The following is a 26,642-nucleotide window of genomic DNA, read 5'->3' on the forward strand; positions in this document are numbered from 1 at the left end:
GTTACAACGCGTTTCGCAGCTTGTTCCACGCGGCTGATGGTTGGCGATTCCCAAAATGGTTTCGTATCGACCAAGCATCGCTAAGATTCGGCTTCGATTTCCGCCGCGAGCGTTTCCGGGTTCTTGCCCAACAGGAAAAGCGTTCCCGCCATCGCCCCGACACCCAAGACATGACACAAATAGACTGGCACACCGTAGGCAACCGGAACGGTCCCCAGGATCACCGATAGCACGGCCCCGAGAATCGCATAGGGCATCTGCGTGCGAACATGGGCCATATGATCGCAGCCGCAACTTTGCGACGACAGGATCGTCGTGTCGGATATGGGGGAGCAGTGGTCGCCGAAGATCGCCCCGGCCAGCACGCTGCCCACGACCGATAGCAGGACCGGATCGGCGACGTCGAGGGGCTCTCCGTCGCTGGTCAACATGCCAGCGGAGAGGGAAACGGAAAGTGGTACAAGAATACCCATCGTGCCCCAACTGGTGCCGGTCGAGAACGCCACGGCAGCGGCCAGAATGAAGACGGTTGTGGGGAGCATTTCGATCGGCAAATTCGCTTCCAGAAGCTGTTTCAGGTACCCGGCCGTGTCGAGACCGTTGAGGGTCATTGCCCCTGTTTCCTCATTGAACGTTGGGGGCTCGGTTTGAGCCGCCAACGAAGCTGCCAGCCAAAGAATCAGTAGGGCCGGAAGCATCGCGCGAAAACCCTTCAGGATTGCCCGCCCCATTTGACCGACCGAGAGTAATCGCTGAGGTGCGATGAGCAGGACCGCGACGGCCAGGCTGATTGCCGAGCCGTAGAGGAGTGCTTTGTACGAGTCGCCTTGGCCGATGATCTGCAGCAGAGAAGGTTCCACCTCTTCGCCTGTGGCGGCCTGGTATCCGGTCCAATGCAATATGGCGATCACGGCGATCAGCATGGTGCCCACTGGGATCGCGGCGTTCAGCCAACTGGAACTTTCCGGCAAGGTGCCTTCATCGTCGGATGCCGCATTTCTGGCCGGTCCCTGGCTGAGCATGGCCACTTCGGCTTTCAGCATCGGGCCGAAGTCGCGCCGAGTCATGGCGACCAGGGGAACCAGCAGCAGCGCCCACCACGAGTAGAAACGATACGGAATGCTCTCGACAAACAACAGGAAAGCGTCTGGTTTCTCAGAACCGGAGATTTGGTTGATTCCTTCTTCAATGAAGCTGATCTCCGTCGCGACCCATGTCGATATTAATGCCAAGCCAGCGACTGGGGCCGCAGTCGAGTCGACGATGTAGGCAAGTTTCTCTCGGGAGATTTTCAGGCGGTCGGTCACTTCCTTGAGCGTTCCGCCCAAGAGCAGCATGTTGGCGTAGTCGTCAAAGAAGATCGCCAGCCCCATCAGCCATCCGGTGACCTGACCTTTAACCCGGGTGTTGGCAAAGCAAACGATTAGGTTCACTAGTCCTCGCATGCCGCCGGAAGCGGACACGACGCCGATCATTCCGCCGGTCAGAAGCGTAAAGAGGTAGACCTGAACTTTGTCCCAGTCCGTAGCTTTCACCCACAAGTAGTCAGCGCAGGCCGACCAGAGCCCGGTAATCGGGTTGCCGCCTTGCAGGATGACGGCACCCACGACGATACCAAACAGCAAGGAAAGAAGCGTCCGCCGCGTAAGAATCGCCAGAGCAATCGCAACCAACGGAGGAACCAGGCTCAACCATCCGAAAGGGTGCGGATCCATCCGTTACTCGCTCTCGCTAGTGGCTTTCGGCGACAGGGGAATTTCCAGCACGATCCGGGCACCGGGGCCATACGCCGTGTCGACGTAAGTATCACCCCCGTGTGCCTGGGCGATCGTCCAGCACTTGGTGAGCCCGAAACCGAGTCCTCGGCCTGCTTCGCGCCCGCTGTGAAAGGGATCGAACACGATCTCAGCCTGATCGTCTGGTATGCCGGGACCATCGTCCTGAACCGCAATCGTAGCGACTTCATCATCGGTCGCCAGTGTCACCTCAACTTTCCCACCGCTTTTCAATGCTTCGAGCGCATTGCGAATGAGTGCACAGGCTGCCAAGGTGATCAAGTTGGCGTCGGCCGTCAGATTCGTATCGTGCTCCGTGGTGATCAGCTTAAGTTCGGTCTCTTGCTGTTGGGCCACTGGAAGCATCTGTCCGACCGCGTCTTTGGCGACGACACTCAATTGGCACTGGCTTAACTGAGGCTGCGGAGGTCGTGCGAATAGCATCAGGTCAGCGATCATTTCGTGCCCACGCATCGCTTGGGCATAGATGGTGGCCAGTTCGTGTCGGCGATCGGGATCGGTCTCGCCGACTAGCAAGGCCTGGGCACGGCTGGCGATGTTGGCCAGCGGGTTGTTGATCTCGTGACTGGCACCGTAGGCTAGACGTTTTAAGCTGTTCAGCTTTTCGTCACGCAGATCACGTTCCGATTCGATCGAGTCGGCCATAGGAAGAAGTCATAACATCCCGTAGGGTGCGAGCAATGAAACGCATCGCACCGAGTTGGTATTTCTGGTGCGATTCGCTGCGCTGTTCGCACCCTACGGCATTCCTGATCGCTTAGGAATTCACCGATTCCATGTCCAGCATGTTGCAGGCCTTGTCGACCAATGCTTCGACCGAGAACGGCTTCTGCATGAATTCGTTGGCCCCGCAGGCCATCAGGTCGGCGACTTTGTCTTGTTCGATCATGCCGGAAATACACAGGATTTTGACGTCTTCCATCGTCTTGTCCATGCGAACGCGTTGGCAGACTTCCTTGCCGTTGATGTCCGGGAGCATGATGTCCAGCACGACGATGTCCGGGTGGAATTCCTTCACCAGCATGCCGGCGTCGAAGCCGTTGTTGGCGGTTCTCAGTTCGAAGCGGCCGTCGCGTTCAAACGCGTCGACCAGCAGTTCGACCAGGTCGACGTCGTCGTCGACGATCAGAGCTTTACGCTTGCCACTTTCCAAAGCATCGGTCGGGATGCCGTTCTCACGCATGAAGTTGTAAAGCTGATCACGCGGGATGCGACGAAACCGGCTACCTGGGACGCGAAATCCTTTCAATTGCCCTGAGTCGAAGCAACGAATGATGGTCTGTTGACTGACCTTGCAGATCTTCGCTGCTTCACCGGTGGTAAAGACTGTTTTCATGTGCTGTCATCCTATCCCTAGCGTGTTTGGCTACCAATGCGATAAGTGAGTTTGGAGGCCGCCACGTTTTCCTGAGCATCCTCGCGCTCCGCGCATCCGTGTCAAACGAGTACATCCCGTTTAAAACTCTGATTTTCTGGAAGGTGTGTAATCGTTGCACCCCGCGATAAATGAGTATTTCCGCTCTTCATCCGGATATACCCTGTTTACCGAATTTGCCAGATGCCGGAATTATACTGTCCTAGATTGCCACGTCAAGATTGATGTTGATGTCGTAAGTTTATATGCGACAACACTTTGTGGCACAAAGTAAAACCCTGCCGAATATTTTGCCTAATCACAATCCAAAAGCTTTCAAGGGCAAGCCTTCGGGAATTTGCGGACTTTTTGATTGCTTGCTAGTGATAGCAACCCTATCAATAACCCCAAGTTAGGAGGATTTTGCCCCCATCCGACCATCGAGATAAACCAGTAGCAAGGCAATGTCAGAAGGGGTGATTCCGCTGATCCGTTCGGCCTGAGCGACTGAGGTGGGGCGAATTTGGCAGAGCTTTTCGCGGGCCTCGGTTCGCATCTGGCTAAGGCGCGTAAAATCGAAAGACTCAGGAATTCGCTTGTGAGAAAGACGCTTTTGCCGCTCGACCTCAACTTGCTGACGAGCGATGTAACCTTCGTAACGAATGTCGTAGGTGACTTGGAGGGCGGCTTCGTCGGTGATTTCCTTGAGGGTAGGGGCTAGTTCGCAGACCTGCTCCCACGACGAATCATTCCGCTTCAGGATGTTCGCCAGGAGAGTGCCTTCGTGCCGGGTACCGCCCAGGACTTCCATTGCGACGTCGATCTGTTGCAGCTTTCGCGTGAACGCTTCCCACCGATGAGCCGGGATCAGGCCACGCTGGTGCGCAAGTGGGGTTAGCCGGCGGTCTGCGTTATCTTGGCGAAGCATCAAGCGGTGCTCGGCCCGGCTGGTAAACATCCGGTACGGCTCGTCGACGCCGCAGGTAACCAGGTCGTCGATCAGTACGCCGATGTAGGCTTGTTCACGCCCCAGTACCAACGGCTCTTCTCCACGACCTTCCAGTGCCGCGTTGATACCGGCCATCAAGCCTTGGGCGGCGGCTTCTTCGTAACCCGTGGTTCCGTTAATCTGGCCCGCAAAGTAAAGACCGGTGACGTCCTTCGTCTGCAGCGAAGGCCATAACTGGTCGGGCGGGCAGAAGTCGTACTCGACCGCGTAGCCATACCGCATGATCTGGGCATTCTCGAGACCGGGAATCAGCTTGAACATCCCGTCTTGAACGTCTCGCGGCAAGCTGGTCGAGATGCCGTTGACGTAGACTTCGCGCGTGTTGAAGCCTTCTGGTTCCAGGAACAATTGGTGCCGATCTTTGTCGGCGAAGCGAACGACTTTGTCCTCGATGCTGGGGCAATACCGAGGTCCCCGCGAATCGATCTGACCACTGTACATGGGGGCTCGACTCAAGTTGGCTCGGATGAGGTCGTGCACCTTTTCGTTGGTGTAAGTGATATGACACGGCATCTGTTCGAGATGAAGCTTTTCCGTGAGATATGAAAAAGCCTGTGGGTCATCGTCGCCGGGCTGAAGTTCGGTCTTGTCGAAGTCGATCGAATTGAAATTCAAACGAGCTGGCGTCCCTGTCTTGAAACGATCGAGCCGGAAGCCGAGTCGATTCAGAGCACGACTGATGCCGCTGGAAGTACCCTCGCCCCCGCGACCTCCCGGCGTCTTCGTTTCGCCGGTATGCATGATCGCGGAGAGAAACGTGCCGGTAGTCAGCACGACGCGCGGTGCGGCATAGATGGCCCCGCCATGCACGCTGACGCCGGTGATTCGCTTTTTGCCGTCGATTTCTTCGGTCAGCAGATCGCTGACGATCTCTTGCCTCAGGTCGAGGTTCGCTTGATCTTCAACGGCCAGCTTGACCCAAAACTGGTAGGCCTTCTTATCGGCTTGAGCCCGGGGGCTGTGCATCGCTGGCCCCTTGCGGCGATTGAGCAGCCGAAACTGGATGCCGGTAGCGTCGATGGCCTGCCCCATGATGCCACCCATGGCATCGATTTCTCGAACGATCTGCCCTTTGGCGATTCCGCCGATGGCCGGGTTACAGCTCATTTGGGCGACCGTGTCGAGATTGGTCGTCAGCAGGGCCGTTTTCGCTCCCAGCCGCGCAGCGGCCATGGCGGCCTCGGTACCCGCGTGCCCGGCTCCGACGACAATTACGTCATATTGATAACGACACTCCGACATCCAATCACCTTGCAATCGACCTGCTTCATGAGCGAAGCTTGTATTGTAGATGCCTCCGCGCCCGATCGCGAAGGGGCGAAATTCAAGTTTTCAGCGTGAAGTGCCCGTTTTCAGTGGACCTGTGCGGTGCCCCGCATAGGTCCACTGTCGTGGCTTTCAATCGCTGAAAACGGCACACTTCACGCTGAAAACTATCCGATGCTCCTACGTTACCTCGTTTCCAACTTTCTCCGGCAGCAAGGCCAAACAGTCGTGCGAGACTTTGTTTCGCAGCAACTGGCCGAACACAACTCGGAGGAAGTCGCCCCGGAAGATGTCCCCAAGCCAGAAGTCGTCGTTCTGTTTGCTTTGGGAATTGAGTCCGCCGGATTCAAAGAGTCGCTCGATTCGCCGACGCCCATCAAGATGGAGAAGCGAACGGTCACCGTTGGCAAGTTGGGGGATCGGGTGGTGGGGGTCGTGGAGACCGGCGTCGGACGGAAAGCAGCCGCGTCCGCGGTCCGCGATGTGATCGAAATCGTCGGGCCGAAATGGATCGTCTCGGCAGGCTTTGCCGGTGGGCTGGTTTCGGACTTGAAGCGTGGTCATGTGGTCATGGCCAACAGCGTTGGGGATCTGGATGGGAATGAGGTTGGCATTTCCCTCAACTTGACTGCCGAGCAAATTGAAGCGACGCAAGGCCTGGCTAGTGGCAAGCTATTAACGGTCGACCGCATCATTCGCACGGTCGAAGAGAAGCGTGAACTCGGCGAAAAGCACACGGCGGTAGCGGTCGATATGGAGACCCTGGCAATCGCCCAGGCATGTCACGAGAAACAAACCAAGCTAATCTCCGTTCGCATCATTTCCGACACGGTCGATCAGCCGCTGCCGAAAGACCTGGAGAAGTTGATGAGCCAGAAAACGACGTCCGGCATGCTGGGTGCCGCCGCGGCGACGATCTTCAACCGGCCTGGCAGCATCAAGGATATGTGGAACCTGAACGCAATGGCGAATAAGGCAAGCGACAAGCTGGCCGGCTTTCTGGGTGGCGTTCTTCCACAGCTTGATTTTGCGGTGCGAGACGAGGACGAGAGCTAGTCTGCTGCGTGAATCGTGCTCACGTAGGCTAGAATCGCCGCCGAAGCCAGAAAGATCACCCACTCTACGCCAGCGAGCGCGTATGTCGTCGTCCCCATGCCGGTGAAGAGAAAGAAACTGATGGCTCGGAAGATGACTGCCGTGCCGTGAATCAGCACGCATGCGATCAGGATCGGCCGGATTGCGTCGGTCATTACCAGCGGCATGAGAAAGATCAGCCCCCAGGCAAACTCGAGACCACCATACACGGTGAAATACTCCGACTGCCCGCTGCCTGGCTCGAGATCGAATCCTACCGACTTCGAGGTTTGCGCCGGTGCCACCGCGCACCAGATTCCGAGGATGAGATAGGCAGCGCCAACGATGGCCAAAAAAATGCGAGCAGCGAACATTATGGTCCTCTTTCGGTTCCTAACCGGATAAATCATCCCCAGTAGGAAATAACCGCAAAATGGTTTCCGAGCTAACGGAGCCGCTCCTCTTTTCCCAGGCCCCAAAGCATTCGCGAAAGCAAGCTGACCGGCAGATCGGCATCCCCGACCGGCTCGTGGTAGTCGTATTTGCGAAGAATGGCTTCCGCGGCGAGGTACCCACTGCGGACGGCGCCTTCCATGGTGGACGGCCAGCCGGTTTTGGTCCAATCGCCCGCCAGGGCCAACCCAGGCAAGATGGTCCCTTGCGTTGGTCGCAGTCCTTCCATCGAAGGAGTCGCCGCGAAGACGGCCTGCTTTTCCGTCACTACCTGGTAGTCGAGAAGGTACGGTGCTGGCTGGGACCCAAATGCTCCGACCAACTCGCCCAAGATATGCCGAGAAAGCTCTTCGTGCTTCACGCCAGCCAAGTCATGCGAGGCACTGATGACGACCTGGTAATAGTGGCCGGTCGTCTGTTTGAATTGCCGGGCCCCGTGGTTGAACACCCACTGGCTGGTGCGATCCAACAGCACCGCATGCGGCAGCTTGGTCAGTGGACGGTCAAGCCAGAGATGAACGCTGGAAATAGGCGAAGAGTCAATTTCGTCCACGTTATCGAGCTTCGGCATCAAGTTTTTGAGGATGGGGGAGAAGAGCTTCGGAGATTGATGCCAAGGGACGGCAGCGATGAAGTTCTCGAAGGTTGCCTCGCTCCCTTGTCCGAAGCGGACGTTGAATCGCGAGTTGAAGTACGCGACTTGACGAACGGGCGATTGCCGGTGGAAGCGTACGCCGCGTTCTCCCAGCCTTTGAGCGGCCTGTACGTCGAAGATATCTTGCAGTGGAATTCGCGGTACGTAGATTTGGTAGGCGCGTCGATGCCGCAGGAAGCCGTCGACAAAGACCTTTCGTGCCGCCACGAAGGAGACCTCGGTAAGGGGGGCGCCAAGCGCACTCACCAAAACGATCTCCCAGAAACGGCGGATGGAGGCCTCCGATTGAAGTTGTTCGATCAGCCAATCGTGCATCTTCCGACCGGCGTACTTTTCAACCGCGGACGGAGGAGCCATCTCCCACAAGGCGGCCGCGATTCGCTTCTGATCCGGCTTGGAAAGGTATGTCTGGCGACGAAAGGCGCCGGCTAAATGAATGGGAGCCGGCAGCCAACTGCTGGCCTCGAACGGGTGTGCTTTGCCATCGCCATCAATAAAGTGCAGGCGCGTATCGCGCCGGAAACACTCTTCCAACTCCAAGCGTTGGCAGAGCCCCAGAAAGTTCGTGCAGCACCCCATGGCCACGTGCTGACAGCGATCGATCAGCGAGGGATGGTCCGGGTCTTGATAGGCCCCGGCACGCCCCCCGAGCGAACGCTTTGCCTCGAATAAATGGATCTCGAAGGGAAACCGCGAAAGTGCCTCGGCGACCGCGATGCCGGCCAGGCCTCCTCCGACGATGGCGACGCGTTGCCCGCGCATGGCGCTGGTATCCACTACGGAACCTCCGCTTTCAGAGGTCTCCTCGATCCCAATGGCATCCGCGACATGGCCAGCCGCGCAAACAGCTTCACTTTGCGCCAAGAACCGACTTGAATCTTCCGCCGGAGCACATCTTCCGGAGTTCGGGCTATCTGATTGAGTAGATCGTGGTACGTCTCCGTCATGGCGTCAAAAATTCGCCGACCATCCGGATGAAGGTCATTGCGGAGGTCTTTGGCTTTGGTGAAAAGCTTTTCCGCGCGGTCGATCTCGAATCGCATCAGAGGCTTGAAGCCTGGCGTGAGTTGCCCTTTGAGAAGAGACTCCTCTGGTACTGCATGGCGATGGAGGTCATCGAGCGGGATATAAATTCGCCCTCGCTGGGCGTCTTCGTGGATATCGCGGAGGATGTTCGTCAGTTGAAACGCCACGCCAGCGGCAATGGCCGCGTCTCGATCGAAATTCGGACGAACGCCCCAAACCGGTAAACAACTCAAACCAATCGCCGATGCAACCTGGTAACAGTAATGATGAAGCTCGTCGAAGTTGGCGAAACGCGTACGTGACAGGTCGCTTTCGACTCCTTCGATCGATTCCAGGAAGTACTGTTCGGGGATTTCATACCGGCGAATCGTATCGACCAACGCCAGCAGGCGTGGATCGTTGAAATCACCTCGCAGGGCAGAATGGAAATGGTCTCGCCATGCTCGGAGACTGGCCTTTTGGTCTGAACCCTCCTCATCGGCCAGGTCATCCGTATGACGGAAGAACGCGTATAGGGCATACATCGCCTGGCGTTTCTCGCGGGGAAGGAACCAGAACGAGAGTAGGAAATTCGAGCCAGACTGCTTGGAAAATTGGCGGCACAGGGAGTAGCTGGCAGATAGGTGATCGGTCATGCCGGCACCTCATAGGCATCGGCGCGGAACTGCTTGTTGCGGACGCGGATTTCCCACCAGGCCTGAGCCAAGAGCTTGACCTTCGTCCCTTTGCTGACCTTCGGGCGATGGCTCCACGTGTCGAATCGCTGTTGGCGAATCTGCCGCAAAATGGTTTGTCCACCCCGGACGAACAGGGCGATGTCGACCTTCAAATTCGAAGGGAAGTAATCGACGATCGGTTCGCCGGAGGCCAGCAGTTGTTCGGCGCGGCGGACCTGGAATTCAATGAGTTCGCGAAAGGCATCCTTTTCGGCACAAGCAGGCATGTCGTCGATGGAAAGATCAAATCGCTGGAAGTCTTCGGCCGGGATATAGATACGTCCCTTGTCGAAGTCGCGGCGGACGTCTTGCCAGAAGTTGACCAGTTGGAGGCCGGTGCAGACGCGGTCGGAATAGACGACCGCCTCGGGGCTGTAGCAGTGCCCGAGGTACATCACCAGTCGGCCCACCGGATCGGCCGAGTTTCGGCAATAGGCTAACAGCTCGCGGTAGGTGTTGTACCGCTTTTTGGTCTGGTCCTGGCGAAACGCGATGAGCAGATTACGCAGCGGAGTAATGGGAATCTTGAATTCTCGAATGGTACGCTTCAGGGCGATGAACACCGGATGATGGGCCTCCTGCTGGTAGCACGATTCGAGTTGCTCTTCCCACCAGGCCAATAACTTGAGCCCTTCAGCGTCGGTGGTGGTCTCGTCCGCTAAATCGTCTGCCCAACGGCAATACGAATAGATGGCAGCGAAGTGGGGGTGCAACTCAGTGGGCAGAAACCAGCTGATCACTGAGAAGTTTTCGTAGGACGATGCCGTCAAATCTTGGCAATAGGCATAGGCTTCGCTCGTGCTGGGGGTTTGCCAACTGGCGGTCGGTCCGTAGTTTGCCAATTGGTACTGAAATGGAGTCACGAGTTATCCGGGAAAGCTGGAAGTGTGTTGCTGCCAAATGGTATTCGCGGGTAGCGAAGTGGATTGCAAACTGCAAATTTTGCGCAATTTCGAGTCGAAGGAAAGTCCGTTTTCCCCCTGGGCGGTGCTGGCACCGGCTCAGGCGGCTGCCCTAGGCCCTACTGATGGGTTGCGGTAAGATGCATGGTATGGAGGAGGTTTCCAATCCAATGAAAGTGATTTTAGCAAGTCCCCGTGGGTTTTGTGCGGGGGTGAACATGGCGATTGAGTGCCTTGACCTGGCCCTCAAGACCTTTGGTGCCCCTGTCTACGTCTACCACGAAATCGTCCATAACAAGTACGTCGTCGAAACCTTCAAAAAGAAGGGGGCTATTTTCGTGGACGACGTCCAGGAAGTCCCTCCGAAGTCGATCCTCTTGTTCAGTGCCCATGGTGTTTCGCCCGAGATTCGCAATGCGGCCAAAGAGCGTGACTTAACCGCGATCGATGCAACCTGCCCCCTAGTGACCAAGGTGCACTTGGAAGCGATCAAGTTCGCCAAGCTGGGTTACACGATCTGCCTGATCGGACACGAAGGACACGACGAAGTCATCGGCACGATGGGGGAAGCCCCCGAGGCGATCGTCCTTGTCGAGACAGAAGATGACGTCGATCGGCTGGAGATCGCCGATCCTGAAAAGTTGGCATACCTCACCCAGACAACCCTTTCGGTGGACGACGCTACGCGGATCATCAATCGTTTGAAGGGGCGTTTCCCGTCCATCAAGGGACCTCCTAAGGCCGACATCTGCTACGCGACTCAAAACCGTCAGGAGGCGGTGCGGATCCTCGGAACGGAAGCTCAATTGGTACTGGTCCTCGGCAGTCAGAACAGCTCCAACAGTCAGCGTTTGAAGGAACTCGCTCAAGAAAGCGGAACGCCGGGCTACCTGATCGACGGTGCCAGCGACATCCGGCCAGAATGGTTTGATGGCGTCGAGGGCGTTTTGGTAACCGCCGGGGCGAGTGCTCCTGAAGATGTGGTTCAGGAATGTCTCGACTACCTGGTCGAGAAGTTCGACGCCAAGATCGAAGCTCGCAGCATCCGCGAAGAAGAAGTTCACTTCCCGCTGCCGAAAGAACTTCGCAAGCTAGTACAACTCAGTTAAACGCAGGCGAATTCGAGCGATTGCGTTGAAACAGAAAACAAAAAAAGCCACGGATCTTGGATCCGTGGCTTTTCTCTTGTCGTTCGCGCCAGGCGTTCTGTTATTCGCTTCGCTTGACGGGCCAGCGTTCAGGCAGTTCCTGGATCTGGAAGTTGCGAAAGAGAACGTCGGTCGTCGGGTCGTGTCCTTGCAGAATGATCGACCCGGCGGTTAGGCGTTGCCCGCGACGTGGGTTTTCATCCGGCTTCCGCTGGTCGGTCCAGTCGGTGACCTGATAGCCGTTGACCCAAACCGAGATATGGGCACCTTCCGCGATAAGGGTCTTGGTCAGCCATTCCTGGTCCTTGCTGACTACTTTTCGGGCGACGCTGCGGCGGAAGATGGCCCCCGTACCGCTATCGAGAGGCTTGGTCGGGTCGCCCCCTTCGATGCCGTTGTGGATCTGGCTTTCATACCCCATCATCTTGTCGCCGGGGATGCTGCGGAAGAAGACGCCTGAGTTGAGGTTCTCGGCGTTGGTCTTGGCCTGCATTTGCAGAACGAAATTAGCATAGAGACCTTCCGTTTCCAGTTGGCCTGGGCCGTCTTGAGCGTGGATGGCACCTTCTTCGGTAACGCTGAACTTGGTAGCCATCTCTGGGTACTGTTTCCATCCGGTCAGGTCTTTACCGTTGAAGATCGACTTCAGCCCCAACGGTTTTAGGCTGACGTTACGGAATTGGATCTTCCCGTCGTTATGCTGTAGCCCGATAAATCCTTTGCCGAGATAAGTTGGGTCTTCCAGGGTCGAAACGACCTCGCCATCCAGTTTCACTTCCAGGACGGGACCTTGGACGCGGACTTCAAACGTATGCCACTCACCTGGCGGGCAGTCAGGCGTGACTTTCTCGCGACCGACAAAGCTGCCGGTGGGAAAGGAATTCGAGGGTGGAGCGATATTCAATTCGTAGCAATCGTAGGTGGGGCTCTTCGGCTTGGGAGAAGTTCGCAGGAAAACGCCGCTGTTGGTGTTCTCCTCGGCCAGAAAATCGACGCGCAAAATGTAGTCCGCAAACTGGGTGGTCGTGCAAAGCAGTCCGATCTCGCCGTCGGTGGCTTGAATGGTTCCGTCAACGACTTTCCAATCGGTCTTGGTGACCTGGTTCCACCCGAAAAGGGTCTCTCCATCAAACAGGGAGATCCAACCCTCTTCGATTTCTTCCGGAGTAAGCCCTGGCGTTTGAGCCCAAAGGTTGCCAAGGGGCATCATCCAGCCCAGGGCCAGCGTTAGCAGGAGAACCAAGATCGTGGGAGGTTTAGGGCGGTCGAGATGATCAACTGGCATGGCGTGAAAATCCTGGGCGGGAAATGAAGGACCTTAAGTGGCTAATAGGTGGAACACTCTAACCTAAAGAAATCATTAGGGTTTGGGAAGATCCGCGGGGTTTGCTCTGGCGGTGACGTAAGGTAGGTTAAAGATCCGTAGCAATGCGAGCGGCCAGTGAAATGCTCGCGATCTGGAGAACGCGTCGTGGACGAGAAGCTATACCTACTCTATTTTGCCGGCATCCTGGCCCTGGGCATCACTGCCCAGTGGCTGGCTTGGCGTCTACGGCTTCCCTCCATTTTGCTACTTCTGGGCTTTGGCTTCATGGCCAGTTTTTTGCCCGATGGCCCTGACGAAATCATTGGACGTGAAGTCCTGTTCCCGATCGTCTCCCTTTCGGTCGCTGTCATTCTGTTTGAAGGGGGGATGAGCCTGCGCTTCGCCGAACTGCGTGAGGTAGGTCCGGCACTCGGGGGACTGGTTACTATTGGGGCCCTGGTTGTTTGGGGATTGGCATCCCTAGCTGCGCACTTTTTGATTGGCTTTTCGCCTGCGATTTCGGCCGTGGTCGGTGCCATCGTGGTGGTAACTGGGCCGACGGTCGTGGGACCGCTGTTAAGCCATATCAGACCCTCGCGAAAGATTGGCTCGCTGGCTAAGTGGGAAGGAATCGTCATCGACCCCATCGGCGCGGTACTGGCGGTGCTCGTGTTCGAGTTCATCATGCAGACTGGCGAAGGAGCGACCTGGGCTACTCCAATGTGGTCGATCGCCAAGACGATCGGCGTTGGTGTCGTTCTGGGGGTGGTGACTGCCTACATGATGATCTTCGCACTCAAGAGCTACTGGATCCCCGATTTCCTGCACAATGCATTCATCCTGGCGGTCCTACTAACCGTCTTTGCGATCTCGAATTACATTCAAACCGAGTCCGGTCTGTTGACGGTAACCGTGCTGGGGCTACTGATGGCCAATCAGAAGCACATTCCCGTCCGGCATATCTTCGAGTTCAAAGAGAACCTCCGCGTTCTGTTGATCTCTTGCTTGTTCATTGTGCTCGCGGCGCGAATCTCCCTTGGCACGCTCTTGGAAGTGGGCTGGATGGGTTTGTTGTTTGTCGCCGTCCTGATAGTCATCGTTCGCCCGGCCTCCGTTTTTCTGTCGACGATGGGCAGCAGCTTGAACTGGCGGGAAAAGGTCTTTCTTTGTTTCATGGCTCCCCGCGGGATCGTGGCGGCTGCGGTCGGTTCGATCTTCTCCTTTGAACTCGCGCACCAGGCCGATAATCTCGATCTCGGTACGATCGGCGGCATCCCGGAGGGATCGCTCGTCGTGCCGGTCGTGTTTATGGTGATCGTGGGAACGGTCACGTTTTACGGTCTGACCGCCGCGCCAGTTGCCCGTTGGCTGGGACTGGCTAGCCCGGCACCGCAAGGGGTGCTAATTGCCGGGGCCGATCGCTGGATCCGAGAGCTCGCCGTGGTGATCAAGAGTGCCGGCTTCCAAGTGATGCTGGTCGATACCAACTTCCGTAATATCACGGCGGCTCGCATGCAGAACTTGCCTGCCCAGTGTGCAAGTATCCTCTCGGATTTCGTCAGTGAAGAACTTAACCTGGGCGGCATCGGGCGTCTGCTGGCCGCCACTCCGAACGACGAGGTCAACTCGCTTGCCTGCATGGAGTTCACCCATTTGTTCGGTCGAAAAGAGGTCTATCAAACCAGTCCGTGGGATTCCGGATCTGGCAAGCGGCAATCGGTATCGGACCACTTGCGCGGACGCGTGATCTTCGGGCATGGGCTCGATTTCTATAAGATCGCCCGCCGTGTGACCGCCGGGGCTCAATTCAAGAAGACGACGATCACCGAAGAATTCACCTACCACGACTTTCAACAAACCCATGGCGAATCGGCGACGCTGTTATTCGTGATCCCGGAACCGAATCGCCTGAGAATCGTCACGGCCGACGACAGTTTCGTGCCGAAGGCAGGGCAAACGATCATCGCCCTGATTGATCCTCGGCCCGAAACGGATAGATTCCCCGCGAAGTCAGACGATTCCGAATCTAACGAGGCGGAAGAATCGCCAGCGAAATCTGCGGAGTCGGAATAGACTTCTCGAGCGGTACGAGTTCCTTGATCTCGACGGTCAGGCAGCACCGAGCGTTTAAATGGCTTTTGACTTCCACGGCATGCTTCTGGGCCGCTGAGAACTCGCCGAGGCTGGCATCATCGATCCAGGCCTCGGCCAGAAACGGCAGATCAATCAAGTGAAGCTGTACCTGGCTGCCGTCGTCGATGCCCGTCGGCCGGTGAAACCAACGCCTGAGGACGACCGTTCCCTCACCCGCCGTTTGCAAGATCTGAGGCCACGAAGCTGGTAGCTTGACGCGTTTGGGCTCGTCCTGGCTGCCTGCGGTCATTTCCCAGGGGCCGTTGAGTCGAATTATGTAGGGTTCTGTCATAAGCAAAAAAAAAGCGGACACACCTAAGCCAGTGTGCCCGCTACTGTTTCCTCGAAAGTTTCCGGCTTGGATATCCTTAATCTGGCAGGAAGTCCGCCACGATCGTATCTTGTCGCACCTGGCGAGTCCCTTCCTCGATGGCTCGGACCGTGATCGAAACGGCACGGAGGGCTTTGGAATAGGGGGGCTCGGTTTCCAACTCACTCGCTTCGCCAGCGTCACTGGTATCGGTATCGGCAGTAGGATTCAGGTTGACGGCAAAATGATCGTCGACGATGCCATCGCCGTCGTCATCAAAGCCGTTGGTGCCTTCGTCGGGGATGGTATCGGTGCCCGAGGCGTCCTGGTTGACACCGTCGACTTCGTACAGGTAGGGCCATGTGTCGTAGTAGGCGAAGGTGAGAATTGACGAACTGGGGGTTGCTTTCAGCATCGACGGATTCTGCAGGAAGAAATTATTCTTGAGATCGTCGATGTCAGCCGGAAAGGTCGAGCCAAAGATGGGCGTACTCTTCAGGTTCGTGCCCGAGCCTGTACTAACGATGCTACGAAGTTGCGATTTTGTATTCGGAGCGTCTTCAAACGATTGGTTGTAATAGTTCGTCAGAGTCGTCGGCGTATTGCGATTCCAATTCAAGTCGACGAAAGCCCCCGGCATCGAATTGGTAGAACTGCCAGAGCTATAGCCTGGGTCGCCAGGCGAAAGGGTCAATGTTGGAGACGTGCCTGAGTCGTTAAGTACGGGGGCAATCGGATCGTAGACGCGGACGTCAAATGCCAACGTGTTGGTGAGCATTACGTCTTCGCCCGTTCGATCGCGATCATTGGTGCCGGTTGCACTTAGTTCCAAAGCTCGATTCAGCTGCTCGAACGACATCAACGCATGCGGGCGGAGGGGCGCTGGATCGAAAGTGCCTGAAGCCGGCACATAAACCTGAAGGCTCACTCCGGTTTCAACTGTCTGCCCGTCGGCAGAGTAGGGGGCGTGTGCGACGCGTCGATGGCGAGATTGCAAATCTTCCAGCGAGTTGGTTGCCCATTCCACGCGGTTGGCCGACCACATCGATAGATCGTAATAATTCATGGCCTCGAAGTAGGTCATGTTGTAGGAGTTCGGCGGAGCGTTGATCGGCAACGCGTTGGCGACGTTGTCCATATACCCCAGGTGAATGTCGGGACGAATCAAGAGAACGCGGCGATAAAGCGTGACCGTTTCGTCCGCATCGCGTCGATTTGTTTCACTCCACGTATTGAGGTTGGTGTCTTCAAGTGGTGTGTGTTTGGTGAAGTAAACGATCTCGGCATAGTGCGAGGTGATGGTCGTGAACTGCGTGGTGTCGGAACGATCCACCCAGTACTTGTACGGCGTACCGTCCAGGTAGTCGCTTCGCAGCGTTCCTTGAATGATTCCGACAAACGGTTGGTCTTTGCTGTAAGCCGTGAAGCAGATGACGTCATCCGCATCGCCCCCTAAGGAGCCGTTGTGGGGGTCGGTGGTGACCGTAGGATCGTCACCGATAATGTCGAACGCCGCGAAATCAACATCCCGATCAGGACCTTCGATGATTTCAAAATAACCCTGATTGGCACCCGGCTGGACCCACGGCAAGACATCGACCGAAACGTTGTCCAAGTCGTGCTGTAGATGGCTGGAGACGCTACGAAGGTTGCCGGAAAGCTCGATGGTTGCTCGTGCGTCCCGCATCGCCGTGCCCATCATGCCGAAGATTTGGGCCACGGCGGCAAACATAATCAAGGTCAACGCCGTCGCCATCAACATTTCGACGAGCGTCAGTCCGCGCGTTTGGGTAGTGATGTGCGGTGTACGAATATTCCACATGCGATGTGCATCCTGTTGGTTACGCCTGAATTTCAAGTCTGCCCAGGACCGAAGTCAGGTTTGCCGTCCTCGCAGGCCATTGGGGCAGCCGCGCGAGCTTTGGAGATAAGTTGCTTGTCGACTAGCTGGCGAAAGAATCGCTGGAAACCTTTAGTATTCCAGCTGGTTAAGTATAGGGCGCCCCTGCCCAATATTCCACCGGGAATGTGCCGAAGCGTCAAGCGTTTTGATGGATTGGATAGCTCTGGTGGGGGTTAGGCACGCTTGGACTTGATGACGTCGGCAATGATGTCTTCCAGCGAATGCCGGGGAGCGTAATCGATGCAATTCTTGATCTTGGTCAGATCTGGAACGCGGCGCGAAATATCCTCGAATTTTGCGTTAAAAGCTTCTTCATACGTCTGAAACTGGACGTCCAACCCAGGATTGGCCTGATCGATGACCATCTTGGCGAGTTCTAGGATGGTCACCGGGCGGTCGCTGCCGATGTTGAAGACTTCGCCCAGTGCGGCATCGGTTCGCATGAGTTGAATCACTGCTCCGATCACGTCGGCCACGTGCGCGAAGCAGCGAATCTGACTCCCATCGTGATGAACGATCGGGGACTTACCGGCCAATGCCGCATCGACGAAGCGAGGCAGCACCATTCCGTAGGCCCCGGTCTGCCGTGGTCCCACGACGTTGAAGAATCGGCCAATCACCACCGGCGTCTTCTTCTGATGCCAATAGGCCAGGGTGAGGAATTCGTCGATCGCTTTAGATGCGCCGTAACTCCAGCGTGGACGCGTTGTTGCGCCGAATACCAAGTCGTCTTCTTCGGTCCAGGTATCCTTGGGGTTCTTGCCATACACTTCTGAAGTGCTGGCCATGAACATGCGAACTTCGTCCCCTTCGGCATTCCGCCGCTGAATTTCCGCCAGCAGTAGTTCCGTCGGGTAGATGTTGCGTTCGATCGTTTGGATCGGCTCTTGGTTGATCAGGGCCACACCGACTGCGGCAGCCAGGTGATAAACCTCGTTGGCTTCGTTGACCAGGTCACGAACGAGCGTCCTGTCCGAGACGGTACCGTGGACAAACCGAAAATTGGGGTTTGCCAGGAGATGCTCGATGTTTCGCTTCGATCCGGTCGACTCGTCATCGACCACAATGACCTGGTTGCCAAGACCCAGCAGGGCTTCGGACAGGTGCGAGCCTATAAAACCGGCCCCGCCGGTGATCAGAGAAGTTGCCATGCGTTCGTTGCTTTGTTGAATAATGGCGAAACGCGATCCATCTCGGAAAACGTTCGTAATGGAGAAGCCGGTCGAGTTCGCTGCCCAGGGGGAACTGCCTCCCTAGTTCGTTGGGAAGGTGGGGGGCTCTAGTCGTGGGTGATTGAATGACGGCAACTCGTTATCCTACAAGGTTTTTCCCTGCAGAGACTGTCAATCCTTTCTATCATGATCGACAATGAGATTAAAAAAGCTGCAAAGTCCTTTTCGACTCCGAAATTTAGCTCTAGAAATGGTTTCCCAAGGCGGAATAATGAAACTTCACGGAATTTCCGTCACAATAAGGTGAATAGATCACCACTTAGACCCTCCCCATCTGCCTGCACCTTGCTGACAAATAACGAGGACCGTTGTTCCATGCTGTCTCAGTTTTCGGGCCATAGCGTCCCCAACGCACGACGCGTAACCAAAGGGACCGAGCCCTGCCGACGAGCACGTTTGCTATCCATTCCAGTATTGCTACTGCTATTGATTTGCGGTTCGTCCGCACAGGGACAAGAGTCTTCGCAGGAAGCCGCCCTGTTTTTCTCAGACGTCGTGAACTACCAGAACGCAGGCGAATTTGAACTGGCGGCGGATGAATGGAAAAAGTTCGTCGAGAAATTTCCCAGCGATCCCTTGGCGGCCAAGGCGCAAAACTACCTGGCCGTTTGTCAGCTGCAACTGAAGAAGTATGCCGACGCGATCGCGAACTTCGAGACTGTCCTGAAGAAATACCCCAAGGCCGACTTCCGAGAAGAGGCCATGCTGAACCTGGCATCGGCGAATTACGCCTGGGCTCAGAACGGAAACCAGGCGAAATACAAAGACGCAGCCGAACGTTTCTCAGCGCTGTTGAAGGATTTTCCCAAGACCGAGTTTGCCGACCAGGCTCAGTACTTCCTGGGTGAGTCGCTGTATCTTTCGGGGCAAAAAGAGCAATCGATCGCTGCCTACGATCAATTAGTCAAATCGTTCCCGAAAAGCCCGCTCGCTCCGGATGCCCTGTATGCCAAGGGGGTAACGCTTGAGGAGCTACAAAAGTACGCCGACGCGCAAAAGGTGTACGACCAGTTCCTGACCGCGTATGCCAGCAATCCGCTGGCGACGGAAATCACGATGCGAAAAGGGGAAGCTTTGCTTCAGCAAAACCAATTCGCCGACGCAGAGAAACTGTTTGAAGAAGCTTCTCAGAAGAAAGACTTTGAACTCGCCGATCATGCGATGTACCGGCTCGCGTTTTGTGCGCTTCAGCGGGACGAACTGATGAAGGCCGGCAATGCCTATGCTCGTATTCCGTTAGACTTCCCCAAGTCTTCTTATGCCCCGGAAGCCACGATGCTCGCTGGTCGCTGTTACTATCGTGCCGGCCGACTCGACGACGCGGCCCGCTGGTTGGCAGCCGCCGGACGCCAAGGGGGGCAATTTGAAGTCGAAGCGGCACACTGGTTGGCCCGCGTCTACTTGCAGCAAGGAAAAGCGGCCGAAGCCGAAGCGTTAGCAAAAGCCATCCTCCCGAAGGCCAACGGCAATGAGTTTCTGGTCGATCTGAAAATGGATATGGCCGACGCCATTTACGAGCAGCCTCAACGAAGCAAAGAATCCATTGCTCTCTACGAGCGTATTGCCAAGGATCATGGGGACACGCCTGAGGCTCCCCAGGCACTTTACAACGCCGCGTTCGCCGCGCTGGAAACGCGCGACTTCGCCAAGGCGTCAGCCCTTTCCGACGAGTTCGCCAAGAAGTACCCGCAAGATCAGTCTCGTCTCGATGCCATGTACGTCGGTGCGGAAGCCAAACTGCAAACCGACAAGCTGGCCGAAGCCGAGCAGTCACTTAAAGCATTGATCAACGAAGGAAAGTCGCGGCCTGAGGTGGCACGTTGGCAGCTGCGTCTGGCACTTACGCAGTACCTGCAAAACAAGTTTGCCGACGTCGAAAAGACCATTGCAGCCGTTCAGTCCTCTCTCAAGGACGCGGACCTTCTGGCCCAGGCAAACTACCTGGTGGGGGCGAGTGCCTTTCAGCAGAGCCAGTTCGACAAGGCGCAACAGTCGCTGGAAGCTTCGGTGAAAGCTTCGACCAGTTGGGCTCAGGCCGACGAGGCCCGTTTGATGTTGGCCCGTACGCAACATGCCAAGGGAGACACGACCGCGGCGATTCAACAGGCGCAAGGAATCCTCTCGAGTTATCCCAACAGTCAGATCCTCGATCAGGTCAACTTCCGACTGGGTGAATTCCTGTTCGCCGCCAATCGTTTCGACGAAGCCGCTGCCGCATATGCCCAGGTATTCGCCAAGTCGCCAAACTCTACGCTCGCGCCGCATGCCCTGTATGGACAAGCATGGGCCTACCTGAAGCAGCCCAACCCCGGCAAAGCCGATCAAGCGTTTAGTGAGTTAATTGCCAAGCATGGAGGGCACGAGTTGATCGTAGATGCCCACACCGGTCGGGCGATCGCACGTCGCTCGGAAGGGAAGTACCAGGAAGCGATTGACGACTTGAACCAGGTCGTCGCCAAGAGCAAAGATCCGACGCAGAAGCTAGAAGCCGAGTACCTCAAAGGCGTCAGCCTGGTAGATGCCAAGAATCCGGCGGAAGCGGAAAAGGTGTTCACCGCGATCCATCAGCAGAATCCCAAGTTCATCAGCGACGATAAGGTCCTTTACGAGTTAGCTTGGGCTCAACGAGCCCAGGGCAAGGGAGACGCGTCCAACGCCAGCTTCCAGCAGCTTGCCAAAGCACACCCCCAGAGCCCGCTCGCTGCGGAGGCCATGTATCATGTGGGGGAATCGTACTACGCGAAGGATGACTTTGCCGAAGCCGAGACGTGGTACACCTCGTCGGCCAACCAGGCCAAGGCCCCTGAAATCGGGGAAAAGGCGCTCTACAAGCAGGCTTGGTCGCAGTACCAACAGGGCAAAACGAAGGAAGCGTTGGACGGATTCGGCAGCCAGATCACCAAGTTCCCCAACGGTCCGTTGGCATCCGATGCCATCTTCATGCAGGGAGAATGCTTCTACAAGGATAAACAGTACGACGCCGCGCTCGACTCGTATGGTCGTGTCGATCCCAAGCGACTTTCCAGCGATGAAATGCGATCGCTGTTGATGCTGCACGCCGGCCAATCGGCCAGCCAGCAGAAGTTGTGGGGCGAAGCGAGGAAGTGGTTCACGCAATTGGTCGAGCAACTGCCAAGCTCGCCTCTTCTGGGTGAAACGTACTATGAACTAGGCTGGGCCAGTTACAACGAAAAGAAAACGCCTGAGGCGATCACCTACTTTGATAAAGCCGCCGAAGAGTCACGCGGGCTCGCCGGGGCTCGGGCCCGATTCATGTTGGGCGAAATCTACTTCGAACAAAAGAAGTACGACGATGCTCTTGGCCAGTTTAAACGCGTGGTTTATGGCTTCGGCGGCGAGCAGTCGCTCGATAGCGTCAAGCCATGGCAGGCCAAGTGTGCCTATGAAATCGGTCGTTGTAACGAAGTACAGATTCGTCAGGCTCCGCCCGCCGAGAAAGCAACGTTTGTTGAGGAAGCGAAGAAGTTTTACACCCTTGTTGTCCAGCGTTATCCACAAGCGGCGGAAGCCAAGCTGGCCCAGGCCCGGCTTGAGGCCTTGGCCCAACTTTAACGCCGAACCCGGCGAAGTGACCTGTCCGAAATGAATGATTCAACGCGACTTGGAAGCGTATTCTCTATGTCACCAATAGCTCGCTCTATCCTGGTTATCCTGGCGGTAATGGCCTTCACGCTGCCGCTTCTTGCTCAGGATGGGGGCGCCGCGACCGAGCAGCCAACCGACGAAGAGTCGCCGGCGCTGATTGAACAGCGACTAAGCGACACCGATTCGCTGACGCTGGTCAGTCTGATTCTGCGTGGCGGCAGGATGATGATCCCGCTGGGGATCATGTCGGTCATCGTGGTAGCGCTGACGTTCGAGCGTCTCTTCGCGCTGCGAAAGTCGAAGATCATCCCCTATCAACTCCAACGCGAGCTTTCCCAGCTGCGTCTTTCGGAGAAAGGGCTCGACCCACGCGAGGCGTACAAGCTATGCAAGAAGTATCCCTCCTCGCTCGCGAATGTGATTAAAACGATGCTCCTGCGAATTGGTCGCCCGCAGTCGGAGGTCGAGCACTCCGTGGCCGAGGCCACCGAACGCGAAGCGGATCGTTTGTACGGCAACGTCCGCTGGATCGCCCTGATGGGAAGCGTGGCACCGCTTTTAGGGCTGATGGGTACCGTCTGGGGCATTATCTGGACGTTTTACAAAACAACCCAGTTGGAAATTGGGGCCGATCGTGCCGACCAGTTGGCTGGTGGTATCTTTGTGGCCCTGGTCACGACGCTGGGTGGTTTGACGATTGCCATTCCCGCGATGATCTTCGCCCAGTACTTTGAAAGCCGGATTGTGGCGCTGTTTCACGAGATGGACGAAATTCTGTTCGATTTGATCCCTGGCTTCGAGCATTACGAAGGCAAGCTGCGAGCGAAGCACCGTACTTACGACGGGCCATCTACGCCGGCGGTCAAGACGATGGAGCCACCCAAGACCGCGGCTCCCGGCGGAACGTTGGATGTCTCGCAAACGCAAGCGTTGCCCAGGTCGCAGTAGTCGTCGGTATTGATCCCACAAAAAAGTATTTGCGAAGAAGACCAAGCCCGTGGCAGTCAAACTGAATCGTGGACGAGCTCGATCGATGTTGGATATTACTCCACTGATCGACATCGTCTTTTTGTTGCTGATCTTCTTCATGGTGATGACCCGTTTCGATGAAGAAGACTACAAGTTGGATGTCGTATTGCCGACCGCCAGCGAGGCTCAGCCGCTGATATCCCAGCCGCGCGAGTTGTTCATTAATATCGATGCGGATGGTCGCTTTTTCGTACGCGGCGACCAACGCTCGATCACGGAGATCGAAGAGATCCTCGAGCAGACGGCCGCCGATAATCCGGAAAGCTCCGTGATCATTCGAGCGGACAAGGAAAGCAAGATTGAATTTAGCGTTCAGGTGATGAACGCCTGCAATAAGGCCAAGCTCAGCAATTACTCGATCAGCACGGCTGCCCTCGAGCCAAACTAGGTAGCAATCGCTCCGCATGAAATTTGGAGCTTAGCGGAAAACCATGGCAAAGCATTGGAGTAAGGACGATCAGATCCCACAGCTCTCGTCAACCGACGAGAAGGCGTGGCCGGTCTACACGGCATTCACGTTCTTCATGCTGTACTTCGGCGCGTCGAGCTATCTTCTGTTCGACTGGGATCACGAGCTGTGGTACTTCAACGCCAAGGTCTATATCGCGTTCGCGGCGGTGGCATGGCTGGTGGGGATGGCCATCATTCCTCTGTTGGACCTGGGCAGCGTTCGTCGCGGTATTCAACTTTCGATTGTGCTTAGCCTGGTACTCCACCTGAGCATGTTTCTCGGCATGGTCGCGATCGACGTCGGCGAAGTTGCCGATACCTCACTCAATCAAAATCGCGAGAGAACGCCCCAGCGGCAACCCGTCGTAATTCCCGACTATAGCCCCGCTCAGATCAACGAAGATCGCGATGCGGAACGCGAGTACGAACAACCGGTCGAAACCCGAGAGGCGGAAGCTCAGGTCGATCCGCTCGAGCAGGAAAAGATCGAACACCAGCAGCCGCAGATGAAAGAGAACGACGTGTCGCAGGAAGATCTGCCGCGTGAAGTTCAGCCCGAGGAAATGCAGCGTCGCGAGCAGCAGGTCGAACAGCCCAAGCAGGAAACGCTGCAAGATCTGCCGTCGCAGCTTGCCAAGCAGGCGCGCGAAATGCAACAGCGCGAAGTCGAACAGGCTCAGCAGATTGAAGTCGAGCGGCAAGAAGAACGCCAGCCTGAGTTATCCGCCGCGGAAGCTGCCGCACAGCGATCCGCCCAAGCTCTCGAAATGCAGCGTCAGGCATCCAACATCCAGGATGCTGTGCAAAGGATGACCGATCTTCAGCGGCAGAATACTGCCCAAGACCTGCCGAGTCTTTCCCCTAGCCAGGCACAAGAGGTTCAGCGTCAGCGAACGGAAACCAATAATCTAGCGCAAACCCAGGCCGAGAACGTCCAGGTTCAGCGCAATAACCCGCAGCAAGTTCGCGCCCAGGCTCAAGCCGCTGATCTCGCTCGCCAGGAAGCCCAGCAGCAGGCCAATCAGCCTCGTGCTACGGTCCAATCGCCAAGTCCAACCACGATGGCTTCCAGCATGGCAATGACGCGCAGCCAGCAAAGCCCCCAGATGCAGATCGCTCCGTCTGCTTCGTCGGCTGATATTGCCCGTAATGCTTCGGCCAGCAACTTGCCCACGATCAACACGACCGTCAGCGATCAACTTCCCCGACCTACACCTGGTCAATCAAACAATTCGCAGCTACGGCCTGCCGCCGGTAGTGTCGCTCGGCAAGAGGTCGGTGGCGATGGCGTGACGGCCAACGCGACCAACCCAGGTCAGCTTTGGGCTCGGCCTTCCACCGCCGATCGCACGGCGGAGATGGTGCAGCAACATGGAGCCACACGTAGCACGGCTTCGCGTGACGAGGGGATCGTAACCAGCAATCAGGCCACCCCATCGATCGGTAGAACTCCTTCCGCCGGTGCTCAAGCGATGGCCGGTCCGAGTGCTCAGATCGAATTCCAGGGACCAGCAGGCGGCAACCAAGCGGCTGCCAACGCCGATGCGTTAGCTTCCGGACAGTTCTCGTCCCCTTCGATGAACCTCGGTCGAGCCAACGGGAACGGAGCCGATCAGATAGGTAGTGGTCAAGTCGGAGCGGCCGAAGTCGGAACACCAGGTGCCAATCGTGGCGCCGATTTCTCGGCACTCTCGCGCGGGACGGGTAATCGCGGAAACGATGGCCCTTCGCTGGCCGAAATGGCCTCCGGAACCCAGGGACTACCGGGTAGCCGGACGCCTGGTGCGAGCCCGGTGATTGGCACGCGCGCAACCGCCGAAGGCGTTCCTGGCGGTGGCGGTGCCGCGATGCAGCCCGGTGGAGGCGATATTGCAGGCTCGCTGCCAGGCTTGGGTAGCGTACCGGAGATTCGTCGACGTAACGTCGGCGGTGCGGCGATGCCCTCAGGACGGCCAGGAATCAACGATCTGGCCGGAGCTCCGATCGGAGCGGCCACCCAGCCAGGATTCATTGGGCGAAGACGTACCAGTGATGCACCTCAAATCACAACGAACATGGCCAACATTCCCGTCCGGTCGCCTGGGCGTCGTGGTCCGCTGTTAAGCACCAAGGCAGCCGTTCCGACCGAAGCATTCAGCCGCCGCGCGATGCGGAAGGGGGAAGGGGCAGGGGATGGTTCACGCCGACCCAGCCGCGAAACCGAAGAAGCCATCGAACGCGGTCTCGCGTTTCTGGCTCGTCACCAATCCTCGGATGGACGCTGGAGCCTGAAGGGGTTCGCGGCGGTTCATCCCGAGAACTTCAACATCTACCGCAACGAGTTGGCATCACTGAACTCGGATACGGCAGCTACGGGACTCTCGCTGTTGGCGTTCCTGGGGGCCGGCTACGATCATTTGAGCGACAAATACGAAACCGAGGTGCGTGGTGGGGTCACGTTCCTGGTTGAGAATCAGAAACCCAACGGCGACCTGTACATCGAAATGGACGCCACCTCGAATTCCAGTTGTCGTCTGTATAGCCATGCGATTGCGGCACTAGCCCTATGTGAAGCGTACGGCATGACACAGGATGAGTCCCTGCGCGCGGCAGCTCAGAAATCGCTTGACTTCATCGAGGCCTCGCAAGATCCGGAACTGGGTGGATGGCGGTACACTCCTGGCAATGGAAGCGATACGTCGGTGACCGGCTGGATGACATTAGCCCTTAAGAGCGGTCAGCTGGCAGGGCTACGGGTTGATCCGAAGTCGTTTGAGGGAATCCGCAAATGGTTGGCATCGGCCGAATCACGCCAACGCGGCCGTGCCGTCTACGTCTACAATCCGAATGCTCCTGATACGCCACAGCAGCGTCATGGCCGTGACCCAAGCCAGACAATGACGGCCGTGGGGGCTCTGATTCAACTTTACTTGGGCAATCGTCGCGACAGCCGGATCCTGCAGGATAGCGCGGACTATCTAAAAGAGAACTTGCCGGCGCTCGGTACTCCGGAAGCTCCGCTGCGCGATACGTACTACTGGTATTACGCGACCCAAGTGATGTTCCACATGCGGGGCGAGCACTGGGAGGCCTGGGATAGCAAACTGCACGTGATGCTTGAGCAGACCCAGGTTCTCGAAGGCCCGGCAGCTGGCAGTTGGGATCCGAAGGGGGACATACCGGACCGCTGGGGCGGCTTTGCCGGACGCATCTACGTGACGACGATGAATCTGCTTTCGCTGGAAGTGTATCACCGTCATCTGCCGATTTACGACGACGTGGCCAACTAAGAGAT

Annotated in this window: 19 protein-coding genes; 7 read left to right on the forward strand and 12 right to left on the reverse strand. The window is 56.9% G+C overall.

All coding sequences use genetic code 11. From position 1 onward, the window contains the following. Window positions 1-80: 80 nt before the first annotated feature. From Pan97_RS04580 to mnmG, 4 genes are all read right to left on the reverse strand, one after another. Window positions 81-1,715, reverse strand: a complete 1,635-nt coding sequence (locus Pan97_RS04580; protein WP_144970957.1) for a Na+/H+ antiporter NhaC family protein — start codon at window positions 1,713-1,715, stop codon at window positions 81-83. A gap of 3 nt (window positions 1,716-1,718) precedes the next feature. Further along, a complete protein-coding gene (locus Pan97_RS04585; RefSeq protein ID WP_144970958.1) occupies window positions 1,719-2,441 on the reverse strand; it encodes a sensor histidine kinase in 723 nt (240 codons plus the stop codon). A 112-nt stretch (window positions 2,442-2,553) separates the two neighbouring features. Then, window positions 2,554-3,132 carry a response regulator gene (locus Pan97_RS04590; RefSeq protein ID WP_105350268.1) on the reverse strand — a complete coding sequence of 193 codons (579 nt, stop codon included), beginning with the start codon at window positions 3,130-3,132 and terminating at the stop codon, window positions 2,554-2,556. A gap of 430 nt (window positions 3,133-3,562) precedes the next feature. Then, a complete protein-coding gene (mnmG, locus tag Pan97_RS04595) occupies window positions 3,563-5,401 on the reverse strand; it encodes a tRNA uridine-5-carboxymethylaminomethyl(34) synthesis enzyme MnmG (RefSeq protein ID WP_144970959.1) in 1,839 nt (612 codons plus the stop codon). Window positions 5,402-5,599: 198 nt separating this feature from the next. Between mnmG and Pan97_RS04600 the strand changes: the two genes are divergently transcribed. Further along, window positions 5,600-6,481, forward strand: a complete 882-nt coding sequence (locus Pan97_RS04600; RefSeq protein ID WP_144970960.1) for a phosphorylase family protein — start codon at window positions 5,600-5,602, stop codon at window positions 6,479-6,481. Here Pan97_RS04600 and Pan97_RS04605 read toward each other — a convergent pair. From Pan97_RS04605 to hpnC, 4 genes are all read right to left on the reverse strand, one after another. After that, entirely contained in the window at window positions 6,478-6,873 is a 396-nt protein-coding gene (locus Pan97_RS04605; protein WP_196782284.1) for a hypothetical protein, read from the reverse strand. The genes Pan97_RS04600 and Pan97_RS04605 overlap by 4 nt on opposite strands. A gap of 71 nt (window positions 6,874-6,944) precedes the next feature. Beyond that, window positions 6,945-8,384 carry a hydroxysqualene dehydroxylase HpnE gene (hpnE, locus tag Pan97_RS04610; RefSeq protein WP_144970962.1) on the reverse strand — a complete coding sequence of 480 codons (1,440 nt, stop codon included), beginning with the start codon at window positions 8,382-8,384 and terminating at the stop codon, window positions 6,945-6,947. Then, the gene (locus Pan97_RS04615; protein WP_144970963.1) at window positions 8,384-9,268 is read right to left on the reverse strand and encodes a phytoene/squalene synthase family protein; all 885 of its coding nucleotides are present in this window, start codon (window positions 9,266-9,268) and stop codon (window positions 8,384-8,386) included. The genes hpnE and Pan97_RS04615 overlap by 1 nt, the downstream gene beginning before the upstream one ends. After that, on the reverse strand, window positions 9,265-10,212 hold the full coding sequence (gene hpnC / locus Pan97_RS04620) for a squalene synthase HpnC (RefSeq protein WP_144970964.1): 948 nt from the start codon (window positions 10,210-10,212) through the stop codon (window positions 9,265-9,267). The genes Pan97_RS04615 and hpnC overlap by 4 nt, the downstream gene beginning before the upstream one ends. A 209-nt stretch (window positions 10,213-10,421) precedes the next feature. Here hpnC and ispH point away from each other — a divergent pair, with 209 nt between their 5' ends. Further along, window positions 10,422-11,360 (forward strand): 4-hydroxy-3-methylbut-2-enyl diphosphate reductase, encoded by a 939-nt coding sequence (gene ispH / locus Pan97_RS04625; protein WP_144970965.1) that lies wholly within the window; start codon window positions 10,422-10,424, stop codon window positions 11,358-11,360. Between the two features lie 100 nt (window positions 11,361-11,460). Here ispH and Pan97_RS04630 read toward each other — a convergent pair whose 3' ends face one another. Further along, entirely contained in the window at window positions 11,461-12,684 is a 1,224-nt protein-coding gene (locus Pan97_RS04630) for a 3-keto-disaccharide hydrolase (protein WP_241676360.1), read from the reverse strand. Between the two features lie 186 nt (window positions 12,685-12,870). Here Pan97_RS04630 and Pan97_RS04635 point away from each other — a divergent pair, with 186 nt between their 5' ends. Next, window positions 12,871-14,778, forward strand: a complete 1,908-nt coding sequence (locus Pan97_RS04635; protein WP_144970966.1) for a cation:proton antiporter — start codon at window positions 12,871-12,873, stop codon at window positions 14,776-14,778. Here Pan97_RS04635 and Pan97_RS04640 read toward each other — a convergent pair. From Pan97_RS04640 to Pan97_RS04650, 3 genes are all read right to left on the reverse strand, one after another. Beyond that, on the reverse strand, window positions 14,732-15,088 hold the full coding sequence (locus tag Pan97_RS04640; RefSeq protein WP_144970967.1) for a hypothetical protein: 357 nt from the start codon (window positions 15,086-15,088) through the stop codon (window positions 14,732-14,734). The two genes, Pan97_RS04635 and Pan97_RS04640, sit on opposite strands and share 47 nt — an antisense overlap. Window positions 15,089-15,206: 118 nt before the next feature. Continuing rightward, the gene (locus Pan97_RS04645) at window positions 15,207-16,970 is read right to left on the reverse strand and encodes a PulJ/GspJ family protein (RefSeq protein WP_144970968.1); all 1,764 of its coding nucleotides are present in this window, start codon (window positions 16,968-16,970) and stop codon (window positions 15,207-15,209) included. A gap of 254 nt (window positions 16,971-17,224) precedes the next feature. Beyond that, on the reverse strand, window positions 17,225-18,202 hold the full coding sequence (locus Pan97_RS04650) for an NAD-dependent epimerase/dehydratase family protein (RefSeq protein WP_144970969.1): 978 nt from the start codon (window positions 18,200-18,202) through the stop codon (window positions 17,225-17,227). A 396-nt stretch (window positions 18,203-18,598) separates the two neighbouring features. On the opposite strand from Pan97_RS04650, the gene Pan97_RS04655 reads away from it, so the two are divergent. From Pan97_RS04655 to Pan97_RS04670, 4 genes are all read left to right on the forward strand, one after another. Further along, window positions 18,599-21,856, forward strand: coding sequence for a tetratricopeptide repeat protein (locus tag Pan97_RS04655; protein WP_165698609.1), 3,258 nt, complete (start codon window positions 18,599-18,601; stop codon window positions 21,854-21,856). Between the two features lie 66 nt (window positions 21,857-21,922). After that, window positions 21,923-22,837, forward strand: coding sequence for a MotA/TolQ/ExbB proton channel family protein (locus tag Pan97_RS04660; protein ID WP_165698610.1), 915 nt, complete (start codon window positions 21,923-21,925; stop codon window positions 22,835-22,837). Between the two features lie 85 nt (window positions 22,838-22,922). Beyond that, window positions 22,923-23,306 carry an ExbD/TolR family protein gene (locus Pan97_RS04665; RefSeq protein WP_144970972.1) on the forward strand — a complete coding sequence of 128 codons (384 nt, stop codon included), beginning with the start codon at window positions 22,923-22,925 and terminating at the stop codon, window positions 23,304-23,306. A gap of 43 nt (window positions 23,307-23,349) precedes the next feature. Then, complete coding sequence (locus Pan97_RS04670) at window positions 23,350-26,637, forward strand: hypothetical protein (RefSeq protein WP_144970973.1); 3,288 nt, start codon at window positions 23,350-23,352, stop codon at window positions 26,635-26,637. The last annotated feature ends 5 nt before the right edge of the window (window positions 26,638-26,642 follow it).

This window comes from Bremerella volcania (genome assembly GCF_007748115.1).
GTDB lineage: Bacteria > Planctomycetota > Planctomycetia > Pirellulales > Pirellulaceae > Bremerella > Bremerella volcania.